The following is a 17,111-nucleotide window of genomic DNA, read 5'->3' as shown; positions in this document are numbered from 1 at the left end:
TCTCACGTATCATTTAGGATTGCTATAGTAAGTAATAGGTAATAGATTTGAAAGTCTTTGATACCAATTCTGTATGAAGATAGATTAAATTAAATAACAAATGAACAACGTTCGTGTAGCGTTTCCTAACGCAACCTACATACCTTGAAGATATTGAGATAATGGAAATTATTGCCTATCTTTGTCCCCCATCAGCTACATCTAATTCAGTATATTCAACAGTTGTCATATTTCTATGGACAGGCTATAATCCGAGGTTTATTTACACGGGAGATAAAAATACAACAAACGAAAATAGGCGTTAGAGTGAAAGGAACATCGAAATTTGGCTCTCAATCACCCGTAATAGTTCCAGATATGGACTGAAGGAACTTGACTATAACTGGATTATGAGTGAATTTAGGTTAATCTCTGACCTTATCAATTTCATCAAGTACAATTAAGGCATATAGGATCAGCAAATATGTAAATTTTAGCTAACCTATCCCATCCGAGTACCTGCAAAATTGAATAGTTTGATACTTCTTGAACAATCGTTATCCACTAACCTAAACAAGATCACTACTGAACAGAACTCATGGACAAATCAAAATTGTATCGCACACTTTACAGTACCGGTTCATGAGAAAATCTAAAGAAAATATAAAAAAACTCAAACAACTGTGGTGTCTGGAGGGAAAAGTGTTTTTAAGACTGGCAAATGAACATAGACAATTCGTGCAAGATTTGGTTATGAACCTACAAGCCTTGGCTGTTGTATTGGAACGCCATGGTTATCCGGCTTCTTGCTATACTTGCGGCGATCAGATGAATAGCGCATCTTTTATGGTTAGCTTGGGAGATAATCATCTAATTCGCTTTTTAGTATCCGATTATGGGATTACTTGGACAGAAATGCGTGATGATCGGGAATTAATGAAGTTAGAAGGCGCAGAAGCAATTAATCAGCTAGAAGAATTAGCGACTCTGGTTAAACAGTCCATGGAAAACGTGAAAAATAGTGAATATTCATCACCCAAAGCGAAAGTAACTTTACAGAATGCTGTAGGTAGCATCAAAACCCACCGATAATCAAGTTGAAACTATGTCGAAATTTCAGTTTGCTATTTCCTGCTACCAGTTGGGAATAAGTGTACTGAATATTCTGATAACTTTGGTAGTATTAATGATACAGGCTGACAAATTAGTTTGTCAGCCTGTATTGCTAGTTGACAGGTGACAGGAAAGAGGAAGAGAAATATTCAGCACTCTGCTTTACTCAGGTACTTATTAATTGCTAAAAAATCGTAATTTTTAAGAATTTGATAGAGATTGACATTTTCTTCTAACAAACAAGCATGGCCACTATTAGGCAAAATACAGGTTTGAGTATGGGGTAAAATATCTACTAATCTAGCGATTTCTGTAACAGAAGGTAATAGGCGATCGCTGCCACTGCCAACGAGTAGAACAGGATATGTGAGGCGCTGTAATTCCTTTGCATCTATTTGGAAATCTCGCAATAATGACAACCGCCAGTTGACAGTTGCTGATGGGAGAGAACGCATGGCCGTGAGTAGCATGAGGCGATCGCTTTGAGAAATCCGTTCTAATGATGCCAGAAATGGTAACAGCCCCAATGCACCTATGTTAAATAAAGATGATGGAACAAAGTTAGTCATCTGGGTGATCCAATTAAACCAAGGGTGTTGCTGCAATGATGAAGCTGGATTAATTAAGATCATGCGTTTAAATAACTGCGGTGATTGGACTGCTACTTTCATTGCTAAACAACCACCAAAAGATTCACCACATAGATATATGGGTCGTTGGGAACTTTGTTCCAATTCAGCATGAATCAAGTCTAAAACATTCTGCGTTAAAACATCCCAGGTCGTGAGATTATTTCTGGGTATAGACAAGCAACGAATATCTAAACCTTTAGCTAATTGGGGGATTTGGGTTTGTAACAATTCGCCCGTGCCATCCATTCCTGGTAAATAGATAAATAGTGGAGAGTCTAATTTTACTGGTGTGGGAGTCAAAAAACAAGGTTTAGGTGCAACTGTTGCCATTGTCGTGATGTTTTGTGAATCTATTCTACCTTTAACTGTACCGTTTCCCCGATCCAGATGGGAATTAAAACAGAGGCATTGGCGAATAATTTTCCTGCTTCCTAAAATCAACCTTTCCAGATAAAAAATAACCAACTCTGAAACCCTAATTACAGAATTTATAGGGTTTTATATTCATCATATATAAGTATATAAAAGCGTTAAATCCTCTGATCTGGCAATAATGCCACATTGGTATTGTAGATAATATCATAGCCTTCCGTAATGATTTATCAACTTAAATCAAATATGATTGCTATATAAACTTAGTGATACATCTTGATATCACTACTAATTATTTATTGACAATTCTGCTTTGTGCGTAAGTCCTACATTATAAACTTACATATCTTCTTATAGAAATGTCAGTCAATAGTTAATCTCAAAAATCAATAATCAGGACTTAACAAGTGAGAAAGTTTGTGAAGTGAGAGATTTTGTTGAAAAATCATTTGGAAAAATCCTGACTATTAAACCCAAATGTCTCGTCAATTATCACTGGGAGAATTTGCCATGCTGAATTATATCTACATAATTAGCTATATTTCTAAAGTTTCGATTAGTGTATTTTGTGTGACTATCAACGAAAGAAACAGGTTCTACCATATTATTACTAACAACTTTCTCTGATTTTTCAAGAAATCAGATGGATTTATAGACGTGATTAAAGAATTCTGCTGCCCCTAAATTTGTTAGGATTAAGAGGTAGTTTGAAAAAAACAGTAGCAATGTTATATAATTGCGTAGTTTTGTCTAGATAATCTAGATTATTAAGAGAGAAAACTGATTAATAATTTGCTTTTATTGTCCATGAATCTAGTGAATAAAACAGAAAAAACTTTTGCACTGACCACACCGCTATACTATGTCAACGATGTTCCCCATATTGGCAGTGCTTATACAACCATAGCGGCGGATGTCATAGCCAGATTTCAACGCTTGTTAGGAAATCAAGTGCTACTAATTACAGGGACAGATGAACACGGGCAAAAAATTCAGCGTTCAGCGGCCACTTTAGGAAAACCACCGCAAGATTTTTGTGATGGAATTGTCCCCAGTTTTCTCAGCTTGTGGGATTTACTCGACATTCAATATGATCGCTTTAGTCGGACTACAGCACCCCGTCACCAAGCGATAGTTAACGAGTTTTTCCAGCGAGTTTGGGAAAATGGTGACATTTACCAAGGAGAACAAAAAGGTTGGTACTGCGTTTCCTGTGAAGAATTTAAGGAAGAACGGGATTTACTCGAAGACAAACGCTGTCCAATCCATACTACCAAACAAGTGGAATGGCGAGATGAGCAGAACTATTTCTTCCGGTTATCGAAGTATCAAACCCAGTTAGAGGAATTTTACCAATCTCACCCAGATTTTATCCAACCTGTGAGCAGACGGAATGAAGTATTTAATTTTGTCGCCCAAGGTTTACAGGATTTTTCGATTTCGCGGGTAAATTTAGATTGGGGTTTTCCCGTACCTGTGGATTCTCAACATACATTATATGTATGGTTTGATGCTTTATTAGGCTACGTAACAGCATTACTAGAACCGGATGCAGAACCAACCTTAGCCAATGCTTTGCAGAAATGGTGGCCGATGAACCTGCATTTAATTGGTAAAGATATTTTACGCTTTCATGCTGTTTACTGGCCTGCAATGCTGATGTCCGCAAGTTTACCTTTACCGGAGAGAGTGTTTGGCCATGGTTTTTTGACTAAAGATGGGCAAAAAATGGGGAAAACTTTAGGTAATACCTTAGATCCTATCGCCTTAGTGGAAAATTATGGTAGCGATGCCGTTCGTTATTACTTCCTTAAGGAAATCGAATTTGGTAAAGATGGAGATTTTAATGAAATTAGGTTCATTAATGTTTTAAATGCAGATTTAGCTAATGATTTAGGTAATTTGTTAAATCGCACTTTAAACATGGTGAAGAAATACTGTGTCAGTCAAGTTCCATCTATTAACCCATCAGCAATTCCGGCTGAAAATCCTTTAAAAGCGATGGGGTTAGAGTTAGGGGACAAGGTGCAGCAAGCGTATACAGGATTAGCTTTTAATGAAGCCTGTCACTATGTTTTATCCCTGGTACAAGCCAGCAATAAATTTATTGATGATCAAGCCCCTTGGTCATTATATAAACAAGGTAAACAGGAAGAAGTAGAAGTTGTACTATATGCGGTGCTGGAATCTGTAAGACTAGCAGCTTATCTTCTATCTCCAATTATTCCTAATATCAGTAGTGATATTTATCAGCAATTAGGCTGGGGAATCAATTTTAACGAACAAAAAGAAAGTGCAAATTTAGCTCCTTTTTGTACCCACTCAACCTGGGGAATATTATCCGATCAACAACTATTGGGGACACCCAAACCAGTTTTTAAACGGATAGAAACATCAAAATAATCAAACATTTTTGGAAACTGCGACTTTCTTCAAAAACTAAAGAATTCGGGGCACAGGTAACAGGGAACAGGGAAGATAAAAGAAAAATATTTTTTATCTTTCATTCTGATAGCGTAGCGTGGCGCTAGCCATACTCCTGAACTCCTGAACTCCTGAATTCTTATCATAAGACATTCTAACAAGTATGTAGTTAGAAATATCTATCATAACAGGGATAACAACACAAGGTATGACAACAATGCTGAACAATTTAGAAAACGACTCAATTTTTACGCCAGAACAAGTTTTAGAAAATCGCGGTAGGGTGGCTATCTTTATTGATGGTTCAAACTTATTTTATGCGGCACTACAATTAGGAATCGAAATTGATTACACTAAATTATTGTGCCGGTTAACTGGAGGATCAAGACTGTTACGGGCTTTTTTCTACACAGGAGTAGATCGAACTAATGAAAAACAACAGGGCTTTCTATTGTGGATGCGTCGTAATGGTTATCGTGTAATTGCTAAAGATTTAGTACAACTGCCAGATGGTTCTAAAAAAGCTAACTTAGATGTAGAAATCGCCGTTGATATGATGGCTTTGGTAGATTCCTATGATACTGCAGTTTTAGTTAGTGGTGATGGCGATTTAGCCTATGCTGTTAATTCCGTGAGCTATCGTGGTGTTAGAGTAGAGGTAGTGAGTTTGCGTTCTATGACTAGTGATAGTTTAATTAACGTGAGCGATCGCTATATTGATTTAGAAGCTATCAAAGAAGACATTCAAAAAACCCCCCGTCAAGGTTATCCATATCGGCCATTGTCGAGTATGGGATTTTTAGATGATCCTAGAGATAGTGATAGACACTTAGAAGTTCCAGAATAATGAAAGATTCACAAGGTAGGGAGAATGGAAGACAAGGTTCAAAACATCAGAGGGGAAGTAAAGATCATTCTCCCCGCTTCTATTCATTTTCTGGCCTCAGATTTACCACTAATTTGTTTTATCTGCCTTTAATATTTTGCTTGGGTATCTGTTTATCTTCTTGCAGTAATCCATCATCTACCCCATCTCAAAATGCTGCTTCAACACCTCCAGAAGACAACACTAAATTAACTTTTTTTGGTGTAGTTTTAGAACAATTTGATGAGACAGGTAAGCCAATTTGGCAAGTTAAAGCCAAGGCAGCAAAATACACAACAGAAAAACAAATCGGTCAGGCCGAAAATCCTGAAGGGGAACTTTACCAAGATGGAAAAGTTGTCTACCAAATCAAAGCAGAAAAAGCTGACATTAAGCAAGATGGTAAGCAACTATTTCTTCAAGGTAAAATTGTAGCAACTGATCCCCGTAATGGGATTGTGTTAAAAGGTAATGAGTTAGAATGGCGGCCTGAAGAGGATTTATTAATTGTCCGCAATCAATTAAATGGTAGTCATAAACAATTACAAGCTGTAGCCCAGGAAGCCAAGGTAAAAACCCGTGAACAAAGGGTAGAATTTTCCCAGGAAGTAGTAGCACAATCTACAGCTCCACAATTGCAAATAAAAACTGAGCATTTAATGTGGCATATTAAAGAGGAGAAATTATTTAGCGATCGCCCCATCCAAATCATCCAATACAAAAATAACAAAATTACTGGACGTGGTAACGGTAATACGGCTGAAATTAACTTAAAAACCAAAGTTGCGACTCTTCAACCCCAGGCTAAATTAGAGTTAATGGATCCACTAATGCAAATTACCAGTAACTCAATTACCTGGAATATTAACCAAGAAAATATCATCACTAATGCCCCTGTGCGCGTCTTCCAGGCTGCGGAAAATATAACTGTGACTGCTAATAAAGGGGAAATGCAAATACCCAAAAATATTGTCTATCTCACAGGTAATGTCAATGCAGTTGGGCAACGTCGTCAATCTTTAAAATCAAATCAACTAAAGTGGGATTTAGATAAAAAATTGTTAGAAGCCCAAGGCAATGTAGTTTATCGTCAAGTTGAACCACAATTAACTTTTCAAGGAGAAACCGCCCTTGGTAATTTAGCCACAGAAAATATTGTTGTTAAAGGTAGCAATTCTGGACGCAGAGTAGAAACCGAAATTATTCCCCAAGAAGGAAGGTAGGAATTCAGGAGGCAGGAGTTCAGGAGGAAGAAATAAAGAAGAAAGAAGCAAAAAGAAAATTTCTGCCATGCTCCCCTACTCCCCTGCTCTCCCTTCCCTTACTGTAAATTAGATTTCAGCGATCGCACGTTCAATTAAGCGACGGGCTAAAGTTTGTGTACCTGTGTGTTCGTAGTAATTGGTAGACACATCTAAAAAGGCGGCTACATAGTCTAACTTATCATCAGCAAAATCAATAAAACCTTTGCAATGTCCTAGAACACTTTGGGCGGTTAAAGCATTAGCTCTCACAATACCATTCATCCAGCCTTTAACAGAATCTAAACTATTACCCAAAAAATCAAGTTTTCCACCAATACCATCACCAGGAATTGCATCTTGGATAGTGCTAAAAGTGGAATTTTGTTTCAACTCTTGGGGGTTCATTTGACTAAGCATGGATAATGATTTATCAATAAAATCAGGTCCAAGGGGTAATAAACCATCCACACAAATTAATGCCACCATGCGGATCAAAGACTCTCCTGCATATTCACCTAAAGATGAGACAAAATCGCCGATGCTATCGCCAGGAATACCATTTATTTGACAAAAAGCAACTAATTCAGCCACTATTTTTAAGGTGAGATCAATAGTTTGGGCTTTGTCTGCTTTAGGAGTAATAGAGCTTAAAAAACCTAATAAGGGAATAGATTCACCGACTTTATTAGCTAAAGCTGCTGCACCCAAAGCTTTATCTGTACCGTCCACGGTTTGATATAGCCACAGAGCGGTTTGATATCCTTGGGATTTGTCATTAAATAGATAAATGGCTCGTTCGCCAATTTGTTGGATTAAGCTTTCGTCATCTTCACCAGTAACGGTTTTAATAGTATTGACAAAACCAACAGTATTATTCCATTCACCAGGAGCAACAAAATCTAAAGCATTTAATAAAGAAATTGTCAAGCCACTGGTAGGTAATTCATCAACTAACTCGAAAATTGGTTTACTCACAAAAGTCTCCTTATCTATGTTCTGTATTAACGTCAATTATTAGCGAGGAAATCGGTTAGCCTATTTCAAACTTGCTAAACCACTAAGATTAAATTTCTCTATCCATGCGGCGCGATCGCTGGCTGTAAAAGTTGGGCTTTTAGAAATAACTTTGACTTGGTACTTATTCACCAACACCGAAGTTTGGGTTTTACCCATTTCCACTGCGGGATAACCGCCGATTTTCTTAGTGCTATTGGCAAACTTAGATGCTGTTCCTGGGGTGCTACTAGTATCAGAAATAGCTAATTCAGCTAATACTTTGCCGTCTTTTTTCAAGTTAGCACCAGAAAAGCCTTTTTTCTCCTGGGTAAATACCCGATCATAACCATTTCCACCTTTAGGGAAGAAATCGTTTAATTTACTGCCTTGAGTAGCATTTTTAACGACAGCTTGGCCACTTTTTTTCTGGGTACTTTCCTTTTGTACCTGATCAAAACGACTGGGTGGCTTTGCCGAAGAACAAGCCGTTGTCAGTAGTATAATTGATAGGAGTACAGCCGTTAAAACTCTTTGCCCACGATTGATAAGCATTTTTGGTTTCTCCTTGATACTTGAGCGTGTGAGGCAATTATCACTCTAGTTTTAATTACAACCTAGAAAATTTACTTTTAAATAACTATTTGGTGGGAGAAGGTGACGGGCAAGGGGCAAGAGGCGGCAGTCAACCGTTCACCAATAGAAAATTATCATAGGGACAATTCATGAATTGTCCCTGCAAGGTTTTGGTGGTTATGCACATTTAATTACCACCAGATGTCTAATCAACTATGGTAAACGATGGGCGATGACAGCATACAAGGGATCTCGGACCGGTACTCCCAACCATTGTAATAAATTTGGTGCGATTGACTTTTGAAAAATCACTTCTGGGGTTGTAAATCCTGGTATAGAGACAAAATAGTTTTTGACTAATTCTACTCTCAAAGCTTCTGAACCATCTCGCCAGGCTTGAATGGCCTTTTGAAAAAACATCCGGTTAGAAAAACTGATAATTGCTATGCCACCAGGTTTAAGAATACGATGTATTTCCGAAAAGATGGCCTCTGGATACTGGATATACTGTACAGAAACACAGTTAATCACAGCATCAAAGTCTTGATCTGGGAAAGGTAATTGGAGATGGGTGTTAATATTTTGGACAAAATAATGATTTAATTGGGGATTTCGGGCTAGTTCTTCGGCATTAAGTCCATGGCCTTCCACGTGGGCAAAATCCACATCTGTAGGTAAATGGGATACCCAACTACTCATCAGATCAAGAATCCGTGTATTCGGTTTAAGTCGCTGACGATATAAATCTGTTAGTTGTTGAATAAATTCTGCATCTACATGAGTAACAAGGCGAGGATAACTATAGAATAATTGATCATCTGAGTCGTCTAACTTAATGCGTTGATTGGGCTGAAGTAGCATAGTCCGCTGATTTCGCAAAAGGTACAAGATCCAGGTAAGATAGGTTAGATATATATTCTGCATTGCAGAAAGTACATCTTTACCTTACTATTGTCAAACCCCTGGGAGTTAGTTCTATGGTGACTTTAAAAATCGCTGTTTATATAGTTGTAGCGTTCTTTGTCAGTATTTTTGTATTCGGATTTTTGTCCAATGACCCAGCCCGTAACCCTGGTCGTCGGGATCTAGAATAAAACACAGATCACAAATCTACCCACAACGGCTCAGAAGGTAGAGGATAATATGTAGTTCCACCTTCTGGCTATTTTTCTTTATTTGGTTAGCATGATTGCTTGAAAATATGTTTTACCCAGTATTACCCCCTCAGCCACCTGCTAATCCTGAATATTCTCACCATGTCTATCATCTGGCTGAGAAGGATGTGGTTAAGATTAAAACTGATCGGCAAAAACTGATAGTAGAGAATGAGGGAGGCAGAAGGCAGAAGGCAGAAGGCAGGAGGTTTTTATTCAGAAAGCAATTCAGCCCCTTCCTGAATAATAGCGATCAAATTAAAAATTTGGAGGAGAAGACTTTTTCCCCATTATCTACGCTAGAAAATTTACGGCGAGAATTTTCACCACAGAAAACTGAATCTGATGGTGAATTAAATCATACTACAGACAAAAAGCCAGTTTTACCAGAAGTATCAACCTCTTCAGTGGTAGGAGGTGGTGTGAACTTACAGGAGTCTGGTGGCAAACTTTATCTATCTGTGGGGAAAAAGAAATCTCCCATTGTACCTATTCAAAATATTATTGAGTTTAAACTGCGTAATCCTGAAAATAAACCGCCAACTAAAATAGAATTTACCCCTGTATCACCGACCCCGACAATAGAAAAGACTATAGTTGCACCTGTCCGAGTTTTAGAAGTAACTGCTGATCGCCAAGATTACGATGAACGAAGTCGCATTGTCACTGCTGAAGGTAAGGTAGTGGTCAGATTTGATGAGGCGGTTATTAATGCCGATAGTCTACAAATCAGTTTGGATAATTTGATGGCGGTGGGTGAGGGGAATGTTGTTTTAACTAGAGGTAATCAAATCCTCTCAGGAGAACGTTTTACTTATAATTTTATTCAAGATAGTGGGGATTTAGAAAATGGTAAAGGTGAGTTATATCTCCCCACCACAGGAACAGATTTTGCTTTTTCCTCCACTCTACCTACGGATGTGACCGCAGGTGGTGTACTTGGTAGTCCTTTGAGTAGTCGAGTACGGGCTAATCAGCCGATTACTGATGTTAATAGTCCAGGAGAAATACAATCAGGTGTCAGTGGTCAATCTGGGGCGAAAAATGTGAGTTCACCAACATTTGGTGGTGAAGTGAAGCGGTTACGATTTGAAGCCCAACGAATTGAATTTTATCCGCGAGGTTTTGAAGCCCAAGATGCAAGAATTACTAATGATCCTTTTTCACCCCCAGAATTAGAAATTAGGGCTGATAAGGTGACGGTGACGCGAGAGGCACCGTTGATAGATAGAATTGTTACCCAGGGTCAACGGTTGGTTTTTGATCAGAATGTTCAGATCCCTATTCCTATCAATAATCGCAAAATAGATAGACGACAAAAAAAAATAAATCCGACTGTTGTTTCTTTTGGTTTTGATAAGGATCGACGGGGTGGTGTGTTTGTAGAACGAAGTTTTGAGGCTATTAGTAATAATCAAACACGCTGGATTGTCACACCTCAATTTTATCTGCAAAGGGCGACAGAAAAGGGAAAAAATTTCGCCAGTTTATTTGGTGTAAATACTAAACTCAATGCTAGTTTGGGTGCAAAAACTGTTGTGGAAGGAAGGGGTGAGTTGACAAGTTTTGATTTTAATGATTTGGAAAATAATTTGCAGGGGAGTTTGCGTTTACGTCATGCTTTAGGTAATATTAATCCTTATACTGTGAGTTTAGAATCTAGTTACCGCGATCTCTTGTACAATGGAAGTCTGGGGTATCAAACGGTACAAAGTAGTATTGGCGGTATTATCACTTCTCCTATTATTCCGTTAGGTACAAGCGGTATCAATCTCAGTTATCAAGCCGGCGCTCAATATATAGATGCAAATACAGACCGCCAAGATTTACTTTCCCTAGTGCGAAAAAATGATCGTATTTCTCTAGGTCGCTTACAAGGAAGTGTGGCTTTAAGTAGTGGTATCAATTTGTGGAAGGGAAAACCATTAGCTAGTACAGCCAATGAGGGGTTAAAATATACGCCTAATGTGGTTGTACCCTATTTGCAAGCGATCGCTGGAGTAACTGGAACTACTAGTTATTATAGTAGCGGTGATAACCAAAGCACTTTGATTGCTACTATCGGTTTAGTCGGACAAGTCGGCCATTTTTCCCGCCCTTACTTGGATTATACCGCCTTCAACGTCAGCTACTCCCAAGGATTTAATAGCGGTTTATCTCCCTTTTTCTTTGACCGTTCAGTGGATAATAAAGTATTGAGTGCAGGAATTTCTCAACAAATTTATGGGCCATTCCGATTAAGTTTGCAAACATCTATTAATCTGGATACAGGCAAAGCAATCAGCACCGACTATATATTTGAGTATAGCCGTCGCACCTATGGGATTACGTTGCGTTATAATCCGATCTTAGAACTAGGTGCTTTTAGTATTCGTATTAGTGATTTTAACTGGCTAGGTGGCACAGATCCATTTTCTGATGGCAGAGTTAAATCTGTTGTTGGTGGTGTAGTCCGTCAAGATAATTGACCAGGGAACAGGGAACCGTTAACTTTCCACGGTCCTCAATTATTCACCAAACCCTATCTAGGCTTTCCTAGGGTAGTAATATAAATAACTGCTTCGTCAATGGGAATACCCAAGACATTGTTTACTTGATCATCAAAGAAGCCAGCGATGCCACTAACACCTAAATTGAGACGAATGGCAGCTAAATTGAGTCTTTGTCCTAAAATGCCGGCATCTAGATGTAAATAACGGTAGACTCTATCACCATATTGAGCGATCGCACTTTTTAAATCAGCAGTATGAAATAATACTGCCCCTGCATCCCTACCTAAATCCTGATTTAAACAGAGGAAATGTAACTCTCGACGGAAATTTTTAAAGCGAATTTGCCGTAATTCTTGGGCTTTTGGTGCATAATAATAACAGCCTGTATCTAGTCCTTGAACTCCAGAAACAACAATAAATGTTTCTATTAAATTCAAGTCGAAATGATCTGGATGGTGGTCTAAATTTTGATCAATGTAGTTTTGTGGTTGATAAGTAAAATCTAATAAAGCTTTGAGTTCATCAAAACTTAATTCATCACCACTATAAGCACGAGTGGAACGGCGTTTATAGATAGTGTTCGATAATTCTGTTAAATTGTTCCCCCAATAAATAGGTGTGGTACGAGTCGAAACTTTTTCACAAAAAGGGAAATTATATTTGTCTTCTAAAGACTTTTGTGGTTGTACAGTTGGTAAATTTAATTTGCCACTTGTACTCTCTGGAATTTGGGTATGTAAATGAAAATATTTAAGGAGTTCACCATCAGGAATAGATGGATAATCAGTTTCAGTGCTAGAAGGTAAAACTGTACGTCCTGAAGGTAGGTTTTGACGAATATCTAATAAATCAGCTAAGGCTAAAACAGCAGTTGTTCCTTCCTGTTCTGGATCAATGTAAATTAAATCATTAACAGCTTCATCTGCAAAACCACCGATTAAATGAGCGCGATAATCTGCAATATTACAACCTAACTCAATATTACTTAAAAGATGGCCAGTATCAAGTAAAATTCGCCGATAAGCCCTATCTTCATAACGCCAAGCAGAACGATAAAAAACCGCAGTAGTAATAATAGCTAATTGGGTACTTTCTAGGGAAGGATGCCAAAAACAACCGTTTTGTAAAGATTGCCAAACATCACTTTCCCAAAAGTGTATTAAAGAATGAGTGCGACATTGATAGTTATAAAGTCCAGGGGCTAATAATGGTGTACCGCGAGAAACTAAATATACTTCAGCCGGATACAGTCCTCCCGCACTGGGGGCAGAACGCAGGTATACAGCACTACCCATAGTAGGCATTTTCGCTGTGAGTCCATAACTGTGAAATAATATTTGAGAAAGTCTGTACCACCACTGCGCGTCTGAGTTATCGGTAAAAGCTGTTGCTGTTTCTTGCAGATAGGGTTTAAGGTCAATATCAGAGCCTATTTTATATTCTTTGAACGGTACTGGCTGTTTAGCCCAGTTTAAATTATGACTTTTAGCCGCCAGGGTTTGGGGATCGTATTTAGTTCGGTCGTGATAGTGTTGGGCTATGGATTGGTATATTTCTGGCATAGTAATTTTATAATATCCTAGAGTAGTCCTACTATTGATCTTGGCATTTATTACCTCTATTATTTCGTGTACATGAGTACAATCATCAAAATTAAAAATTACGTAAGAATGCACCGAGTCAGAAGTCAGGAGTCAGCATATTTGATCAATCAGTAGATGATCAAGAAGTGATTTTTGGTATTATCCTCAAAAGCTGAATACTGGCAAAATTAACACCCAACAATCAAGGTTTTCTGCTAAACTTGCCAGTCACCTGTTCTGGAGAAAATTTATCAAATTATGCCTGTACGTCAAACTCTATCAACCCGTGATATTCAGCTTTCTTATTTAGAATGGAAACAGGGTAATGAACCATTACTTCTGTTACATGGTATGGCTGATAATGCCTTAGTTTGGAGCAGTTTAGGGGATGATTTAGCCGCAGATTACCATATAGTTGCACCAGATATGCGCGGTCATGGGGAGAGTAGTAAGCCAACCCAGGATTATAGTTTTGAAAGTGCGATCGCTGATTTGGAAGCGTTAATGGATAAACTGGAATGGTCTGCGGCTCATATCGTTAGTCACTCCTGGACAGGAAAACTCGCCGCTATTTGGTCTAGAACTAACCCAGCCCGATTAAAAAGTATCACACTGGTAGATCCCATTTTCGTCTGGAAAATGCCTAGGTTCTTCAAAATCACATTTCCCTTGTTGTATAGTGTTCTCCCTTTCCTCAAAACCATGGGACCCTTTGCTAGTTACGAAGAAGCGGAACAAAAAATTAAACAACTCAGCCAATATGCAAATTGGAGTTCCTTACAACAGCAAGTTTTTCAGGCTGGAATAGAACAAAAAGCCGATGGGACATGGGGTAGCAAATTTACCATTGCCGCCCGTGATGGCATTTTTGATCAAGTGCTGGATGTTCCAGGTTTTATCCATCCAGTTGATACACCCGCCCTCCTTATACAACCAGAAAAAGGTGTAAACCGCCAAAATTGGCAAATTCAACCCTATAAAACCAATCTCAATAATTTGCTCATTCGTCAAGTCCCCGGAAATCATTGGCCATTTTTAACTAACCCCAAAGAATTTAACCAAACAGTCGCCGCATTCTTAGCAACACAAACATGAGATAATCTTAAATTGCTAATTGCTACAAAACAACATTAAACATAAATATTCACCTCTTACCCTTTACCCTTTCTATTCCCTATTATGAGTCTTTGTATTAATCCAGTTTGTCCCCAACCTAACCACCCAGATAACGACGAAAACCGCTTTTGTCAAAGTTGTGGTTCTCAATTAGAATTAATTGGACGTTATCGAGTTTTACGTTTATTAAGTGACAAAACTGGATTTAGCAAAGTCTATGAAGCCTATGAACAAGACAGACCAAAAATTCTCAAAGTTCTGAAAGAACAATTAGCTAATGATAGCAAAGCCATCTCTTTATTTCAACAAGAAGTAAATGTTCTAGAACAATTAAATCATCCCGGTATTCCCATCGCCGAAGGTTATTTTCCCTATCAAACCAGAAATAACATCCCATTACATTGTATGGTGATGGAAAAGATTGATGGACCCAATTTAGAACAGTGGTTAAAGCAACAACAAAACCGCCCCATTTCTGAAGATCAAGCCATAGTCTGGTTAAAACAATTATTAGAAATATTAACTTTAGTTCATAGCCAAAATTATCTCCATCGAGATATTAAACCATCAAATATTATGATTCGTCCCGATGGACAATTAGTATTAATTGACTTTGGCACAGCTAGAGAAATTACCCGTACCTATCTAGTAAATGGTGGCGGTATGACAGCAATTTCATCATCGGGTTATAGTCCACCAGAACAAATGCAAGGACAAGCCATACCCCAATCAGATTTCTTTGCTTTAGGACGGACATTTGTATTTTTATTAACGGGATATCAACCTGGACAATTATATGATCCCCATCTGGATATTTTACAATGGCGACATCATGCCGATCACGTTTCACAATTATTATTAGACTTTATTGATTGGTTAATGTCCACAGAAGTAAATAAACGTCCTCGCAATACTGAAGAAATTTACAAAAAATTAGCAGAAATTGAATATCAACTTACAGGAAATAGTCCTATAGCCGTAAATATTGGTGGCGGTGATAAAACAGCAATAGTCAGTCCCACAACTACTAATAGTAGTATTATTACTCCCCAACAGCAGCCAGAGAAATTACCCTTATTAGCCTGGTTTGCAGCTTTAATTGTTTCTTTATTAATATTATGGTGGATAGCATTAGGATTTAAAAATAATAGATTTACTGCCTTACCTCCCGACTATGGACAAGTACCAGTCAAAAAAGGTGACATTGATTATTTTCCCTATGAAGAAGGTAAAGATAGTCAGGGTAGAGTGGCAGAATTTAGTATTGCCGTTTTATCAGTGGAATATAAATGGCAATTAGGTAGCACATACCAAGTTAAATATAATGATCAAATTATTAACCTGGATGCCTTAAAATCTAATTTAGAATCAGAAGGTATCCAGAGAATTATGGAAAATCCTAACGAGATTATTTCTGTAGGTACAGCATCTTGTGAAGGTAATATTGCTGCTGAACAAAATCGCGCTTTAGAACGTTCTAAACAAATCCAACTATTAGGAAAACGGATATTTAGTAACACAAACAGCGTTAAAGGATACCGTTTATTAAATTTAGGACAATTTCAAAGAAAAGATTGCCAAGCAAGTCAAGATTCTACAGCTTATCAACGCAGTATTATTATCATTGGCGTAAAACAGCAAGATGCAGGTGTAATATTAGATGAAGCTTTACGAGATAGATTAGAGAAAAAACCTTTTGCTGATTTTAAATTAGAAGATTATTCTCTAGGTGCAAAGGATAAATTTAAAACCATCCCCAGTAATTTGTAATTGCCAGGGGAGGAAATTAGAGAATCTTTGAAAACTCGCTCATCTTAATCATCTTCACTGAAACCAGTTTTCATCTAATATTTGTTCTAAAGAACCAATGGGGATAAGAGGGAATGTGTCAATGGGAAGTTGTGATCTATCACGGACTAATTTTCTAGCTTCTCGATAACATTCATCAAATATTTCTAAAATGTAAGGTTTTAAACTAGGACTATCTGTAAGTTCATCTTTGATTTCTCTGCGAAATGTCCTAATTTGACCTTTCCAATGTCCTTGACTTTGTTCTCTTTCTTGATCCCAATATTTTAGCTTTAGTAGATGTTCAAAGAGATTAATTAATAAGTTTTGAATTGTGCGTTTTTGACTTCTTCCTAGAGTTTCTAATTCTTCTAATAAGTTCTCTAAATCAACAGCAGAAAATTGTCCTGTGCGAATTTGATTAATAGTTGTTTTCAGCCACAGGTAATAATCTTGGTCGTATAAGGTTTGAGTTGTTGGTTGTGTTGATGTAACCATATCCTGGCGAGGATTTTACTATTTATTAGAACTGTCCGAAAATTTAAAAAGTAGTCTGTGTCTGGCTTTGAGGATGTTCTCATGTCAGCCAGACTTGATGTAATCATGAGGGCTAGAGATAGTTAGTGTTAGTATAGCCCGTAAAAAATGCTGATGGTTATTTCATAATCTGCATACTTTTAAAACATATCATGAGTTCGGTAAAACTAGAGAATCAATTCGTAATCTAACCAATCCACAAATCGTAAGTATTACTTTTTCATAATTCTTATGATATGCTCT

The 17,111-nt window shown here is 37.7% G+C and carries 14 protein-coding genes; 8 read left to right on the top strand and 6 right to left on the bottom strand.

Annotated features, from left to right (window positions below):
- Positions 1-681: 681 nt before the first annotated feature.
- Positions 682-1,071 carry a DUF1815 family protein gene (locus CUN59_RS14850; RefSeq protein WP_104388577.1) on the top strand — a complete coding sequence of 130 codons (390 nt, stop codon included), beginning with the start codon at positions 682-684 and terminating at the stop codon, positions 1,069-1,071.
- 170 nt (positions 1,072-1,241) lie between these two features.
- Here the strand turns inward: CUN59_RS14850 and CUN59_RS14845 are convergent, their stop codons facing one another.
- Positions 1,242-2,054, bottom strand: a complete 813-nt coding sequence (locus tag CUN59_RS14845; RefSeq protein WP_104388574.1) for an alpha/beta fold hydrolase — start codon at positions 2,052-2,054, stop codon at positions 1,242-1,244.
- A gap of 849 nt (positions 2,055-2,903) precedes the next feature.
- Between CUN59_RS14845 and metG the strand changes: the two genes are divergently transcribed.
- From metG to lptC, 3 genes are all read left to right on the top strand, one after another.
- Positions 2,904-4,499: a methionine--tRNA ligase gene (metG, locus tag CUN59_RS14840; protein ID WP_104388573.1), complete on the top strand. Its 1,596-nt coding sequence runs from the start codon at positions 2,904-2,906 to the stop codon at positions 4,497-4,499.
- Between the two features lie 238 nt (positions 4,500-4,737).
- A complete protein-coding gene (locus CUN59_RS14835; RefSeq protein ID WP_104388576.1) occupies positions 4,738-5,367 on the top strand; it encodes a LabA-like NYN domain-containing protein in 630 nt (209 codons plus the stop codon).
- Positions 5,367-6,608 carry an LPS export ABC transporter periplasmic protein LptC gene (lptC, locus tag CUN59_RS14830; protein WP_207765429.1) on the top strand — a complete coding sequence of 414 codons (1,242 nt, stop codon included), beginning with the start codon at positions 5,367-5,369 and terminating at the stop codon, positions 6,606-6,608. The genes CUN59_RS14835 and lptC overlap by 1 nt, the downstream gene beginning before the upstream one ends.
- Positions 6,609-6,716: 108 nt before the next feature.
- On the opposite strand, the gene CUN59_RS14825 is transcribed toward lptC, so the two are convergent.
- The 3 genes from CUN59_RS14825 to CUN59_RS14815 all read right to left on the bottom strand — a co-directional run bounded on the left by CUN59_RS14825 (position 6,717) and on the right by CUN59_RS14815 (position 9,059).
- Positions 6,717-7,604 (bottom strand): hypothetical protein, encoded by an 888-nt coding sequence (locus CUN59_RS14825; RefSeq protein WP_104388572.1) that lies wholly within the window; start codon positions 7,602-7,604, stop codon positions 6,717-6,719.
- Positions 7,605-7,664: 60 nt separating this feature from the next.
- The gene (locus CUN59_RS14820) at positions 7,665-8,177 is read right to left on the bottom strand and encodes a hypothetical protein (RefSeq protein ID WP_104388571.1); all 513 of its coding nucleotides are present in this window, start codon (positions 8,175-8,177) and stop codon (positions 7,665-7,667) included.
- Positions 8,178-8,411: 234 nt separating this feature from the next.
- Positions 8,412-9,059 carry a class I SAM-dependent methyltransferase gene (locus tag CUN59_RS14815; RefSeq protein WP_104388570.1) on the bottom strand — a complete coding sequence of 216 codons (648 nt, stop codon included), beginning with the start codon at positions 9,057-9,059 and terminating at the stop codon, positions 8,412-8,414.
- A gap of 116 nt (positions 9,060-9,175) precedes the next feature.
- Between CUN59_RS14815 and CUN59_RS14810 the strand changes: the two genes are divergently transcribed.
- A complete protein-coding gene (locus CUN59_RS14810) occupies positions 9,176-9,292 on the top strand; it encodes a photosystem II reaction center protein I (RefSeq protein WP_104388569.1) in 117 nt (38 codons plus the stop codon).
- Between the two features lie 107 nt (positions 9,293-9,399).
- The gene (locus CUN59_RS14805; protein ID WP_104388568.1) at positions 9,400-11,820 is read left to right on the top strand and encodes a DUF3769 domain-containing protein; all 2,421 of its coding nucleotides are present in this window, start codon (positions 9,400-9,402) and stop codon (positions 11,818-11,820) included.
- A 53-nt stretch (positions 11,821-11,873) separates the two neighbouring features.
- Here the strand turns inward: CUN59_RS14805 and CUN59_RS14800 are convergent, their stop codons facing one another.
- Positions 11,874-13,406 carry a SagB/ThcOx family dehydrogenase gene (locus tag CUN59_RS14800; RefSeq protein ID WP_104388567.1) on the bottom strand — a complete coding sequence of 511 codons (1,533 nt, stop codon included), beginning with the start codon at positions 13,404-13,406 and terminating at the stop codon, positions 11,874-11,876.
- Positions 13,407-13,685: 279 nt separating this feature from the next.
- On the opposite strand from CUN59_RS14800, the gene CUN59_RS14795 reads away from it, so the two are divergent.
- Entirely contained in the window at positions 13,686-14,522 is an 837-nt protein-coding gene (locus CUN59_RS14795; RefSeq protein WP_104388566.1) for an alpha/beta fold hydrolase, read from the top strand.
- A gap of 84 nt (positions 14,523-14,606) precedes the next feature.
- Positions 14,607-16,313, top strand: coding sequence for a serine/threonine-protein kinase (locus tag CUN59_RS14790; RefSeq protein WP_104388565.1), 1,707 nt, complete (start codon positions 14,607-14,609; stop codon positions 16,311-16,313).
- Between the two features lie 54 nt (positions 16,314-16,367).
- Here the strand turns inward: CUN59_RS14790 and CUN59_RS14785 are convergent, their stop codons facing one another.
- Entirely contained in the window at positions 16,368-16,829 is a 462-nt protein-coding gene (locus CUN59_RS14785; protein ID WP_104388564.1) for a DUF29 domain-containing protein, read from the bottom strand.
- Positions 16,830-17,111: the final 282 nt, after the last annotated feature.

The sequence above is a fragment of the Cuspidothrix issatschenkoi CHARLIE-1 genome, assembly GCF_002934005.1.
Classification (GTDB): Bacteria; Cyanobacteriota; Cyanobacteriia; order Cyanobacteriales; family Nostocaceae; genus Cuspidothrix; species Cuspidothrix issatschenkoi.
Note: the sequence above shows the minus strand (reverse complement) of the source record. Positions and strands in the feature narration are given on the sequence as shown.